We start from the raw sequence: 13171 nt of genomic DNA, 5'->3' as shown, positions 1-13171 counted from the left end.
CATGCAGCGCCCATCTCTGGACCGAGCAGCCGATCTCCGAGAAGAACCCGAGGTCATCGACCGCCTGCGCCACGAACCCGGAACCCGCGCGATCGTCGTGCGCGAGGGGCGAGCGCGAGTGACGAGTTCGGCTCTCCTGCGTGTGCCGTCGTCCGAACCGGTCGACGCCGCCTGGGCGCTTCTCGGGCGCGATGCCGACGGCACGCCGCTGCTGCTCGCTGCGCTCTCGCCCGAGGTCGAAGCCGTCGACACGGCGCCCGACGAGACGTGGCTCGGACTGCGTGACCTCGGTGCGCGATTGGAGCCGGCGGAGACCGAGCTGCTGATCGAGGCGCTCGCGCTGGCCGCCTGGCTGCGTGATGCACCGTTCTGTCCGGCGTGCGGCGGGGCGACGGAGCTTCGTCAAGCCGGATGGTCGCGTCACTGCCTCGTCTGCGGGCGCCAGCACTTCCCTCGCACCGACCCTGCGGTGATCGTCGCGGTCGAGAGCGCAGACGGCGAGCGTCTGCTGCTCGGCGCGAACGCGAACTGGGGCGGGCGGATGTACTCGTGCTTCGCCGGATTCGTCGAGGCGGGGGAGTCTCTCGAGTCCACGGTGCACCGTGAGATCGAAGAGGAATCGGGTGTGCGCCTGTCTGCTCTGCGATACCTCTCGTCGCAGGCCTGGCCGTTCCCGCGCTCTCTGATGGTGGGGTTCCGCGCCGTCGTCGACGATGAGGCGGCCGCGCGGCCGGACGGTGAGGAGATCATCGACGTGCGGTGGTTCACCCGAGCGGAGATCGCGAGCGCGCTCGACGGCGCCGGCCCGGTCGGTCTTCCCGGTCCCGCGTCGATCGCCCGGGCTCTCATCATCGATTGGCTCGAGGACACCGCATGAGCGCACTCGATGCGCTCGACGAACGGCAGCGCGAGGCCGCGTCGGTGCTGCGTGGTCCGGTCGCCGTTCTCGCGGGCGCCGGCACCGGCAAGACGCGCGTGATCACGCACCGCATCGCCCACGGCGTCGACACGGGCGCGTACTCGCCCTCGCGGGTGATGGCGGTGACGTTCACGGCCAAGGCCGCCGGCGAACTCCGCGGTCGGCTCCGCGCCCTCGGCGTGGAGGGGGTGGCCGCGCGCACCTTCCACGCGGCCGCGCTCGCGCAGCTCAACTTCTTCTGGCCGACGCTCGCCGGACAGCCCGCGCCGTCGATCATCGACAACAAGGTGCGGATGCTCGGGCAGGTCGCCGATGCCGTGCGTCTGCGCCCGAGTACTGCCACCCTGCGCGATATCGCCTCGGAGATCGAATGGCGCAAGGTGTCGATGCTGTCGATCGACCAGCATGCGGCGCTCGGACGGTCGGTCGGGAACATCGACACCACCCAGCTCGCCGAATTCCAGCGCGCGTACGAGAAGCTGAAGGACGAGCGGCATCAGCTCGATTTCGAGGATGTCCTGCTCGCGTGCGCCGGCATGCTGGAGGCGGAGCCGAGGGTCGCGGCATCCGTGCACGAGCAGTACCGGCACTTCACTGTGGACGAGTTCCAAGACGTCTCGCCGCTTCAGAACCGCCTTCTGGAGCTCTGGCTCGGCGATCGCCGCGACCTCTGCGTCGTCGGTGATGCGAGCCAGACGATCTACTCCTTCGCCGGTGCCGAGCAGCGGTTCCTCCTCGAGTTCGAGCGTCATCACCCCGATGCAACGGTCGTGCGTCTCGAGACGAACTATCGGTCCCAGGCGCCGATCCTCGTTGCCGCGAACGCGCTGATGAAGGGGCGTCCGGGAGCCCTCGAACTGACCCCTGCCCGTGAGCAGTTCGGAGCGGATGCCCCGACCGTGACCGCTTTCGACAGCGAGCGAGCCGAGGCGGAGGGCATCGCCCATTCCATCTCCGCTCAGATCGCCGACGGCGTGTCGCCGGCCGACATCGCCGTGCTGTACCGCGCGCATGCGCAGTCCGCCGCACTGCAGCAGGCGCTCGCGGCCGAAGGCATCGCGACCACGGTGCTCGGTGGCACACGATTCTTCGCGATGCCGGAGGTGCGTCAGGCGATCCTCGCGTTGCGGGCGGCTGCCGTGGCTCCCTCGGAGCAGGACTTCCTCTCGGGCGTGCAGCGCGTGCTGCGCGAGCTGGGGCTCACAGAAGAGCCTCCGGTGGCCGGCGGTGCGCAGCGGGATGGGTGGGAGGCGCGACGCGCGATCCTCCGTCTCGCCGAGGATGCCGGTCCCGAGGCGACGCTCCGGTCGTTCAGCGACGCCCTGATGGCCAGGGCCAAGGATCAGCACGAGCCGACGATGAGAACGGTGACCCTCTCGACGCTGCATGCCGCGAAGGGCTTGGAGTGGCTGCACGTCTACCTCGCCGGGTGGGCGGAGGGCGCGCTCCCGATCTCGTACGCCACGAGTTTCGAGTCCATCGACGAAGAGCGCCGGCTCGCGTACGTCGGAGTCACGCGAGCCGCGCGAACCCTGTCGCTGTCGTGGTCGCGTTCGGCAGGACGAGGGGAGCGGGCGCCGTCGCGCTTCCTCGCCGAGATCGGGACGACGGGGCGCGGCACAGGCATTCTTCGTGAAATCTCACCGAGCGCCACTCGCGGGAGCCGTCGGCGCTGAGCCGCACCATCGGCGTCTGCATGGTCTCGGACGTGCCGAGTCGAGTCGCGGAGGCGAGCAGTTCCGCGACGAGCGCTCCTGCACCGGCGACGAGGGCGGCGCGCACGGGCCCGTGATCGCGCCCGATCATCTGCGCGTGCAGGCGCGGCCAAGTGCTGTCGCGGTCGCGCTCGTTCGCGTCTCGGCACGACAGGCACGGGGTGAGTCCGGGCACGACCAGCGGCCCGACCGTGACGTGCGACGGTGCGAAGGCGACCGGAAGGTGCGCGACATCGGAGCGGAGATACGGCGCGAACTGCAGAGCGGCAGCGGCTCCCGGCACGAGGATGACTCCGATGTCTTGCGCGCGGGATCGGATGCCGTGCGGCACGCCTTCGTCGGCGAGGCTCTCCCGCATGCGGTACTCGCAGCGGCCGTCGGACAGGGCGATGCTCTCGACCCATGCCGCCGGAAGCGCAGGCGACTCATCCACGAGGAGGCCCTCGACCCGGCCGAGAAGGTCGCGTGCCTGCGCGCGCGGAGCGCCCAGGGCATGCGCCATCACGTGGTACGACGCGCGCCGGAAGCCGCGGCTCATTCGCGCGAGAAGCGGCTCCGCCCACTCGTTGTCGACGTCGATGTGCACGTCTCCGTCGAGGCCGAACTGCAGGGTGCGCTCATCTCGCCAGAGCAGCGGCAGACCGGGCGCCAGGCGCGTGATGATCGTCGGGGTGAGGGGAGGCATCCCTCGATTCTGGGCAGTTCACCCGGGCCATGGGCGCCGTATCAGGCATCCGTGGAGAACTCGTTCCCCCGCATCGGATGGGGAGAACGAGTCACCGCGGGTACCGCTCGCCGTCAGACCGGACGCTCGCCGTCGGGACGCTCCTCGCCGGGCCCGTCATCGTCGGAACCGGCTTCGTCGGAACCTGCGTCGTCGGACGTACCGTCGTCGGACGACGCGTCATCGACGCCGTCGACCGCTCCGTCGGCGGAGAAGTCATCGCCGTCGAGGAGTCGCGCCAGCGCCTCGTCGAACTCATCGGCGACCGGCTGCTCACCGCGGGCGACCGCCTGCAGGCGAGCCACGAGTGCGGTCGGGTCGTCGATGTCCTCCGACGTCGGCATGAGGTCGGGGTAGTCCCAGAGCGCATCGCGACCGGCGATGCCGACGGCATCCGTCACGGCCTGCCACATCGCCGATGCCTCGCGCATGCGCCGAGGGCGCAGCTTGAGGCCGACCAGGGCGCCGAGCGCGTCTTCGGCCGGCCCGCCGACGGCGCGACGGCGACGCGCAGCCTCGGCCAGGCGAGCGCCCTCGGGGAGGCGCGTCGTGGCCTGCGCCGTGACGACATCGACCCATCCGTCGATCGTCGCGATGAGGCTCTCGAGTCGAGCCAGCGCCTCGCGCTGGGCCTCGGTCTGGGTCGGCAGCAGTGCGCCGCCCTCGATCGCCGCCCGGAGTTCTTCCGGGTTGGAGGGGTCGAGGCGGCTGGCCACGTCTTCGAGCGCGTCGACGTCGACGGTCACGCCGCGGGCGAAGTCGGTGATCTGAGCCATCACGTGCAGGTGCAGCCACTTGGCGTGACGGTACAGCCGCGCATAGGCGAGTTCGCGGGTCGCGAGGTAGAGCGCGATCTGGTCGTCCGGAATCTCCAGACCCTCGCCGAAAGCGGTCAGGTTCTGCGGGATCACGGCCGCCGTGCCCGCGGGCAGCACCGGGATTCCGACGTCGCCGCCGGAGACGACCTCCAGCGAGAGGTTGCCCAGCACCTGGCCGAACTGCGCGGCGAAGACCGATCCGCCGAGGCCGCGCATGAGCTTGCCCGCTCCTTGCACGACATCGCGCATGTCTTCGGGCACCTGCGTGTCGAGGGCGCTGGTGAGCGCGTCGGCGATGCTCGTCGAGACCGGGCCGGCGATCTCCTTCCACACGGGAAGCGTCTTCTCGACCCATTCGCCCCGCGTCATCGCGACCGGTGGCTCGGCGAGGTCGGAGATGGTCGTCGCTTCGCCGAGCCACAGGCCCGCGAGCGCGAATGAGTCCACGAGCGAGGTGCGCGAGCCGTCGGTGATGCCCTGGCCCTCTCGATTCGCGATGTGGAGCGCCTGCCGCAGCGTGTTCTCCCAGGGATCGCCGCCGAAGGCGCCCTGCAGCTGCGACATGATCGTCTGCATCATCGCCGGATCTATCGAGAAGCCGTCCATGCCCTCGAGCGCGCCGCGGAGCGCTTCGGGGTCGATGTCTCCGCCTTGGCCCGCGAGCATTCGCCGCAGGAACTCCTGGAAGTCTTCGGGTGTCGGGTCGTTGTCTGCCATGTCGCTCGCCCTCTCAGCACGCCTATAGCCGTGGCATCTACGCTAGTCACAGGTTCATGCGAGCGACCCCCATGCGGGCAGATCGCTGTACGCCGCTCGCGAACGACGGAGGAATGCTGTGGAACGAACACGGTCGGGGAAGCTCGGACTCGGAGTCTGGGCGCTGATCGTCGCGCTCATCGCGCTGGTCGTCCTCACGTTCCTCCCGACGCCCTACGTGATCCAGCGCCCCGGACCGGTCTACGACACCCTCGGTTCCGCCGCCGGCGCCGACGGCGAGCAGATCCCGTTGATCAGCATCGACGGCGCGGAGACGTTCGAGACCGGGGGAACCCTCGACCTCACGACCGTGCAGGTCGTCGGAAACCGGGTGCGCACACCGAGCTGGTTCGAGCTGGCGCTCGCCTGGACGGACTCCTCCCGCGCCGTCGTCCCGCTCGACTCGGTCTTCCCCGAGGGGGTAACCAGCGAGCAGCGCGACGAGCGCAATGCCACGCTAATGGTCGACTCGCAGCACGAGGCGACCGCCGCGGCGCTGAACGAACTCGACTACGACACCGGGGCGGAGGTGGCCGTCGTCGAGGCCGTCGACGACACTCCGGCCGCGGGCGTTCTCGAGCCGGACGACGTGATCACGGCCATCGACGGCGAGCCCGTCACCTCCGCCAAGCAGCTCCGTCAGTCGATCCAGGATCGCGGGGGAGAGCCGATCGCCCTGACCATCCTGCGTAACGACGCGGAGCAGGAGGTCTCGCTCACGCCGCAGAAGTACACCGAAAACGGCACCACGACCTGGCTGATCGGCATCACGCTGCGCACCGATTACGACTTCCCGATCGACGTGACGATCCAGCTCGACAACGTCGGCGGCCCCAGCGCCGGGATGATGTTCGCGCTCGGGATCGTCGACCAGCTCACACCGGGAGAGCTCAACGGCGGCGAGAACGTCGCGGGCACGGGCACGATCGAAGCCGACGGCACGGTCGGTCCGATCGGTGGGATCCGCCAGAAGCTCTACGGTGCGCGGGATGCCGGAGCCGATTACTTCCTCGCACCGGCATCCAACTGCGACGAGGTCGTCGGCCACATCCCCGACGGGCTGCGGGTCATCCGCACCGCCACCCTGGAGGAGTCTCTCGACGCTCTCGAGGTGATCGCCGACGGCGGTGACCTCGATTCATTGCCGACGTGCAGCACGTCGTGACCTCGCCGTGACCGGGATGACAGCCCCCGTACAGTGAGCCGAGCCTAGGATGGAACGGTGACCTCGACCTCAGCCCCGAACCCGGCCACTCCTCGAACCTCCCGACGTATATTCGGCATCTCGCTGGTGATCATCGCCGCGTTGATCGCGGTGTTCTTCGTCTTCGCGTCGCTCTACACCGAATTCCTCTGGTTCGATCAGGTGGGCTTCACCGGCGTCCTCACCACGCAGTGGATCGCCACCGTGGTGATGTTCCTCGTCGGATTCCTCGGGATGGCGGTGCCGCTGTTCGTCGTGATCCAGCTGGCGTACCGCCTGCGCCCGGTCTACGTGCGTCTGAGCTCGCAGCTCGACCGCTACCAGGAGGTGATCGAGCCTCTGCGTCGCCTGGCGATGTGGGGTATGCCGATCTTCTTCGGGCTCTTCGCCGGATTCTCGGCCGCGAGCCAATGGAAGACGGTCTGGCTCTGGGCCAACGGCGTAGCCACCAGCACGGTCGACCCGCAGTTCGGGATCGACACCGGCTTCTACATGTTCGCGATGCCGTTCTACTCGATCGCGCTCGCGTTCGTCTCGGCCGTGCTGCTGCTGTCGCTGCTCGTCACCGCGCTGGTCACCTACCTCTACGGCTCGGTGCGCATCGGTCAGGGAGAGCTTCGGATCTCGAAGGCCGCACGCATCCAGCTGGCCGTCATCGCGGGTCTCTACCTGCTCGTGCAGGCGGCGAGCCTCTGGCTCGACCGCTACAAGACGCTGGTCACCCCCGATGACCGCATCACGGGTGCCGCCTACACCGGCGTCAACGCCACGATCCCCGGCCTCGCGATCCTCGCGATCGTGGCCGCGCTCGTCGCCATCCTGTTCTTCGTCACCGCCGTCATCGGTCGCTGGCGCTTCCCGCTGGCAGCCACCGCGCTGCTCATCGTCGCGTCGCTCGTCGTCGGCATCGGCTACCCGTGGGTCGTGACGACCTTCCAGGTCAAGCCGAACCAGAACGCCTACCAGGCCGAGTTTTACCAGCGCAACATCGACGGGACGAAGGAGGCCTACGGCGTCGCGAACCTCGAGACGACGACCTTCGAGGCCGAGACCGACCCCGAAGCGGGCCAGCTGCGCGCCGACGCCGACACCACGGCATCCATCCGCATCATGGACCCCAAGGTCATCAGCCCGACCGTCCGCCAGCTCGAGCAGTACCGCGCGTACTACCAGTTCGAGCAGACCCTCGACGTCGACCGCTACGAGATCGACGGCGAGATGCAGGACACCGTGGTCGCCGTACGCGACCTCGACATCACCAAGCTCGGTGAGGGCGACAACTGGAACAACCGCGTCGCGGTCTACACGCACGGTTACGGCCTCGTCGCCGCGGCCGGCAACCAGCGCACCAGCGACGGCGAGCCCGTGTTCCTCGAGCGCGGCATCCCGTCGTCGGGCTTCCTGACCGACCGCGAGAACTTCGAGCCCCGCGTGTACTTCGGCGAGCACTCGCCCGAGTATTCGATCGTCGGCGCCCCGAAGGACTCCGACCCGGTCGAGATCGACTACCCGCGTGGCAAGGACGGCTCGAACGAGACCAAGACCACGTTCGAGGGAGAGGGTGGGCCGGCGATCGGCGACACCTTCACCAAGCTGCTCTACGCCCTGAAGTTCCAGTCCGAGCAGATCCTCTTCTCGAACCTCGTGAACGAGGACTCGCAGATCCTCTACGACCGCGACCCGAAGACGCGCGTGCAGAAGGTGGCGCCGTACCTCGAGCTCGACAGCGACCCGTACCCGAGCGTCGTCGACGGCCGCATCGTCTGGATCGTCGACGGATACACGACCAGCTCGAGCTACCCGTACTCGACGAGCGTGAGCCTGTCCGAGGCGATCACCGACACGAACACCCGGGCCCCGAGCGTGGCGATCGACGAGATCAACTACATCCGCAACTCGGTCAAGGCCACGGTCGACGCCTACGACGGCACCGTGACCCTGTACGCGTGGGATGCCGAGGACCCGATCCTGAAGACCTGGCAGAAGGTCTACCCGTCGACCGTCAAGCCGGTCAGCGAGATGTCGGGCGAGCTCATGAGCCACGTGCGCTACCCGACCGACCTGTTCAAGGTGCAGCGCGACATCCTCGGCGTCTACCACATCGACACCGCGGGCTCCTTCGCGCAGCAGGACAACCGGTGGCAGACGCCGAACGACCCGCGCAGCGACGCCTCGCTGCAGCCGCCGTACTACCTGACGATGCAGATGCCCGGTCAGGACTCGGCGCGCTTCTCGATGTTCTCGACCTTCATCCCGGCATCCCAGGGCACCGGCAGCAGCCGTGACGTGCTCATGGGGTATCTCGCCGTGGATTCCGATGCGGGCTCCGAGAACGGGGTGAAGGCAGAGGGCTACGGTCAACTGCGAATGCTCGAGATCAACGACGACATCACCGTCCCCGGTCCCGGTCAGGTGCAGAACACGTACAACTCCGACACGGCCGTGGTGCCGCAGCTCAACCTGCTGCAACAGGGTGAGTCGGAAGTGATCTACGGCAACCTGCTCACGCTTCCCGTCGGTGGCGGTCTGCTCTACGTGCAGCCGGTCTACGTGCAGTCTTCGGAGGGCACGCAGTTGCCCCGCCTGCAGAAGGTGCTCGTCGCGTTCGGTGATCGTGTCGCCTTCGAGAACACGCTGACCGAGGCGTTGGATGCTCTCTTCGGCGGTGATTCGGGAGCCACCGGTGGTGATGACGATGTGGAAGTCGAACCGGCCGAGCCCGATCCCGAGACGGGGGAGGTGCCGACCACCGACCCCTCGACGCCGACCGACACCCAGGCGGCGGCTCTGGCCGACGCTCGACAGGCTCTCCTCGACCGCGATGCGGCTCTGAAGTCCGGTGACCTCACGAAGTTCGCCGAGGCCGACGGACGCCTCACCGAGGCCGTCGAGAAGCTCCTCGATCTGGACACGACCTCCGAGTAGTCCTCGGCGCCACGTGCGACGAATGCCGCATCCTCACGGGTGCGGCATTCGTCGTCTGCGCCGGGGCGTCGATGCGGGGGCGTCGATGCCGGGGGTGGCATCACGCCAGGACGGGCGGCTACCCGCCACGAAGTGGGCAAAGCAAAAGGCCCCTGATCGGGATAAATCCCAGATCAGGGGCCTTTCTTGTGTCGCATTCTCGTTGCGGGGACAGGATTTGAACCTGCGACCTCCGGGTTATGAGCCCGGCGAGCTACCGAACTGCTCCACCCCGCGGCACGAGTTATAGCCTAACACGGGAATCAGGAGTGCGCGAATCGAGCCGGCACTCGACGGATGGGGGAGGATGAGGACATGTCCGAAAGCCCCGCCGTTCCCGTCGCCGTCTGCCAGTTCGCGCCCACCGATTCGCGCGCGGACAATCTCGAACGGATCACGGAGCTGGTGGCGGATGCCGCGGCACGCGGTGCGCGACTGATCGTGCTCCCGGAGTACTCGAGCTACTTCGTCAATCCGATGGACGACTCGCTCGCCGCCCACGCCGAGACGCTCGACGGCGACTTCGTCACGACGCTCACAGGGCTGGCCGCCGAATACGGCGTCGTCATCGTCGCCGGTCTCGTCGAGGCGGCAGACGGCCACCGCGTGCGCAATACGGTCGTGGCCCTGCGGGGTGACGGCATCCTGGCCGTCTACCGCAAGCAGCACCTCTACGATGCCTTCGGGCAGACCGAATCGGACTGGATCGAACCGGGTGAGCTGGGAGAAGCGGCGACGTTCGACCTCGGCGGGCTCCGCTTCGGTCTCATGACCTGTTACGACCTGCGGTTCCCGGAGGTCGCCCGCACCCTGGTCGACGCCGAGGCCGACGTGCTGGTGGTGCCTGCCGAATGGGTGCGCGGACCGCTCAAGGAGCATCACTGGACCGTTCTGCTCGCGGCGCGCGCCATCGAGAACACGGTCTACGTCGTGTCGGCCGACCATCCGGCGCCGATCGGGGTGGGGCATTCGCAGATCGTCGACCCTCAGGGGGTCGTCATCGCCGGAGTGGGCACCGCCGAGGGCATCGCGGTCGCGGCGGTCGAGCGCGCGGCGATCGACCGCGTGCGCGCGGTGAATCCCTCGCTGCGCGCACGGCGCTACGCGGTCGTCCCGCGCTAGCCGATCAGGCGCGCAGAGCGGCGAGGCGAGAGACGGCCTCTTCGATCACCGGAACGCGCTTGCAGGCGGCGAACCGCACGATGCCGGAGTAACCGGGGTCGGAGCGGTGCTCCGCCGGCAGGAACGCCGCCATCGGGATCGCCCCGACGCCGACGCGTGTCGGCAGGGTGCGGCAGAACTCCGCGCCGTCGGCGCCGCCGACGGCCGTCGCATCCGCGAGGGTGAAGTAGCCGCCCTGCGGTGAGAAGACGGTGAAGCCGGCATCGCGCAGGCCCGCTCCGAGGATCTCGTGCTTGCGGGCGAGGGCGGCAGCGGCATCCGTGAAGAACGAATCGTCGAGTCGGAGCCCCCGGGCGATCGCGGGCTGGAAGGGCGAGCCGCCCACGTAGGTGAGGAATTGCTTGACGGTGATGACCGCGGTGATGAGTTCCGCCGGGCCGTGGATCCAACCGATCTTCCATCCCGTCGCCGAGAACGTCTTCCCGGCCGAGGAGATCGTGAGCGTGCGCTCCGGTGCCCCGGGCAGCGTGGCGATCGGCGTGTGCGGAGCGTGGAAGGAGAGGTGCTCGTAGACCTCGTCGGTGACGATGATCGCGTCGTGCAGGTGCGCCAGCCGCACGACCTCGGTCAGCACGTCTCGACCGAAGATGGCGCCGGTGGGATTGTGCGGATCGTTGACGAGGATGATGCGGGTGCGATCCGTCACCGCGGCAGCGAGGAGTTCGAGATCCGGCTGGAAGTCCGGCGCGCGCAGCGGCACCGTCCGCAGCGTCCCTCCCGCGAGAGCCACGGCTGCGGCGTAGGAGTCGTAATACGGCTCGAACACGACGACCTCGTCGTCGGGGCCCTCGATCAGGGCGAGCAGGGTCGCGGTCAGGGCCTCGGTCGCCCCGACGGTCACGAGCACCTCGGTCTCGGGATCGACGCTCAACCCGTAGAACCGGTGCTGGTGCTCGCTGATGGCGGCTCGCAGGTCGGGGGTGCCCCGCCCTGGCGGGTACTGGTTCAGCCCATCAGCGATCGCGGCCCTGGCCGCCTCGAGAACCTCGGCCGGACCGTCTTCGTCGGGGAATCCCTGGCCGAGATTGATCGCACCTTCTTGGGCCGCAAGGGCCGACATCTCTGCGAAAATGGTGGGCGATACGGTCCCGTCCGTCGCGAGCAGACCTGCGCCCGCTGCCGTTCGCCGCCATGCGCCGGTAATGACACTCATGAAGAACAGGCTAAGGGCATAGCGGAAACTCACCTTCGCCATACGAAACGCACAGACTCGGAGAGCACTCTGAAGGGGCGTTGTTGAAGGAGCACACACCATGAACGAAGACAACACCCCCGACCACTCGGCACCCGTCGTGCCGTCCACCGAGGCCGCAGAGGCCGCCGATCACTCGGCGGGCGATGCCGCCGCTCACACCCCGCTGGCGTCTCTGCTGGGCCAGTCTGCACCGGCGGCCGCCCCGGCTGCCGGTCACACGGTCCCGCCGACGTTCACCTCGAGCGCCCCGGCCGTGCCCACTCCGCCCGTGATCGCGCCGGTCGCGCCGCAGCAGTTCGCTGCCCCTGCGTCATCGGGCGGAGCATCCGGGTCCACCGGAGCGGCGTTCGGTATCCAGCCGGATGCCTCGCACACCCAGCCCACCACGCCCTACGGCACCGTGCCGCTCGGGTTCGGCGAGACCTCGGGTGACGCAGCCACGAAGACGAAGGACACGAAGCCCCGCGGAGGTGTGAAGCTCGCGGCCATCGTCGTGGCGGCCGCACTCGTCGGTGGCGTCGCAGGCTTCGGCGGCGGTGCCATCTGGAACGCCGTGGGAAACCCTCCGTCGACGGGCGTCGCCGAGGGGCCCTCGACGGTCACGGTCAACAACCCCGGCTCGGTCAACGAGACGACGGCCGTGGCGGCGAAGGCCCTGCCCTCGGTGGTCACCATCGAGGTGGCCGGTTCGAGCGAGGCCGGCAGCGGCTCCGGCGTCATCATCAGCGACGACGGCTACGTCCTCACGAACACGCACGTCGTCACCCTGGGCGGTGCCGTGGCCGATCCGACGATCCGGGTCACCACCTCCGACGGGCGCATCTTCGATGCGACGGTCGTCGGCACGGATCCGATCTACGACCTCGCCGTGATCAAGCTCACCGGCGCCAAGGATCTGACGCCGATCGAATTCGCGGACTCGTCGAAGCTCAACGTCGGCGACACCACGGTCGCGCTCGGTGCGCCGCTCGGACTCGCGAACTCGGTCACGACCGGCATCGTCAGCGCCCTGAACCGCAGCATCCAGATCGCGTCGTCGGCTCTGCCCGATTCGTCCGCCGAGGATGCCCCGCAGGAAGAGGCTCCCGAAGAGGGCGAGCAGGGACCGTTCCAGTTCGACCTGCCCGGCAACGGCCAGCAGCAGAGCACGGAATCGATCTCGATCGCCGTCATCCAGACCGACGCCGCGATCAACCACGGCAACTCCGGTGGCGCCCTCGTCAACAGCAAGGGCGAACTGATCGGTATCAACGTGGCGATCGCGAGCTCCGGCTCGTCAGAGGAATCCGGCTCGATCGGCCTCGGCTTCTCGATCCCGTCGAACATCGCCCAGCGCGTGTCCGAGGAGATCATCGCCGACGGCAGCGCCACCCACGGCCTGCTCGGAGCTTCGGTGCAGGATGCCGCCGCGGTCGAGGGTGCAGACGTGGCCGGTGCCTACATCGCAGAGGTCACCAGCGGCGGAGCAGCAGCGGCCGGAGGTCTCAAGGCCGACGACATCGTCACCGCCTTCAACGGCGTGCCGATCACCAGCGCCAGCGACCTCACTGCGCAGGTGCGCGCTGCGGCCGGCGGCAGTGACGCGAAGGTCACCTACATCCGTGACGGCAAGGAGTACGAGATCGATGTGACGCTCGGCGAACTCGCCGGCTGATCCCGATCGGCTCCGAGCCCGATCCGCTCAGAGAAGGACG

General features: G+C 68.6%; 8 protein-coding genes and 1 tRNA gene. 6 read left to right on the top strand and 3 right to left on the bottom strand.

The window, feature by feature from the left end; all coding sequences use genetic code 11:
• Position 1 precedes the first annotated feature (1 nt).
• Positions 2 to 877, top strand: coding sequence for an NAD(+) diphosphatase (gene nudC / locus ACIOSY_RS04980; protein ID WP_400849940.1), 876 nt, complete (start codon positions 2 to 4; stop codon positions 875 to 877).
• A complete protein-coding gene (locus tag ACIOSY_RS04975; protein WP_400849937.1) occupies positions 874 to 2595 on the top strand; it encodes an ATP-dependent helicase in 1722 nt (573 codons plus the stop codon). The genes nudC and ACIOSY_RS04975 overlap by 4 nt, the downstream gene beginning before the upstream one ends.
• Positions 2596 to 3432: 837 nt before the next feature.
• On the opposite strand, the gene ACIOSY_RS04970 is transcribed toward ACIOSY_RS04975, so the two are convergent.
• A complete protein-coding gene (locus ACIOSY_RS04970; protein WP_400849934.1) occupies positions 3433 to 4893 on the bottom strand; it encodes a zinc-dependent metalloprotease in 1461 nt (486 codons plus the stop codon).
• Positions 4894 to 5011: 118 nt separating this feature from the next.
• Here ACIOSY_RS04970 and ACIOSY_RS04965 point away from each other — a divergent pair, with 118 nt between their 5' ends.
• Positions 5012 to 6097, top strand: a complete 1086-nt coding sequence (locus tag ACIOSY_RS04965; RefSeq protein WP_400849931.1) for a PDZ domain-containing protein — start codon at positions 5012 to 5014, stop codon at positions 6095 to 6097.
• Between the two features lie 57 nt (positions 6098 to 6154).
• Positions 6155 to 9061, top strand: coding sequence for a UPF0182 family protein (locus ACIOSY_RS04960; RefSeq protein WP_400849928.1), 2907 nt, complete (start codon positions 6155 to 6157; stop codon positions 9059 to 9061).
• A 202-nt stretch (positions 9062 to 9263) separates the two neighbouring features.
• On the opposite strand, the gene ACIOSY_RS04955 is transcribed toward ACIOSY_RS04960, so the two are convergent.
• Positions 9264 to 9337: transfer RNA gene (locus tag ACIOSY_RS04955), tRNA-Met, on the bottom strand.
• 78 nt (positions 9338 to 9415) lie between these two features.
• On the opposite strand from ACIOSY_RS04955, the gene ACIOSY_RS04950 reads away from it, so the two are divergent.
• A complete protein-coding gene (locus ACIOSY_RS04950) occupies positions 9416 to 10222 on the top strand; it encodes a carbon-nitrogen hydrolase family protein (protein ID WP_400849925.1) in 807 nt (268 codons plus the stop codon).
• Between the two features lie 4 nt (positions 10223 to 10226).
• Here ACIOSY_RS04950 and ACIOSY_RS04945 read toward each other — a convergent pair whose 3' ends face one another.
• Positions 10227 to 11435: an aminotransferase class I/II-fold pyridoxal phosphate-dependent enzyme gene (locus ACIOSY_RS04945; RefSeq protein WP_400849922.1), complete on the bottom strand. Its 1209-nt coding sequence runs from the start codon at positions 11433 to 11435 to the stop codon at positions 10227 to 10229.
• A 100-nt stretch (positions 11436 to 11535) separates the two neighbouring features.
• Here ACIOSY_RS04945 and ACIOSY_RS04940 point away from each other — a divergent pair, with 100 nt between their 5' ends.
• Complete coding sequence (locus tag ACIOSY_RS04940) at positions 11536 to 13131, top strand: S1C family serine protease (protein ID WP_400849919.1); 1596 nt, start codon at positions 11536 to 11538, stop codon at positions 13129 to 13131.
• Positions 13132 to 13171: the final 40 nt, after the last annotated feature.

The organism is Microbacterium sp. NPDC087665 (genome assembly GCF_044743285.1).
Lineage (GTDB): Bacteria > Actinomycetota > Actinomycetes > Actinomycetales > Microbacteriaceae > Microbacterium.
The sequence above is the reverse complement of the archived record's forward strand: the minus strand, read 5'-3'. Positions and strand labels throughout refer to the sequence as shown.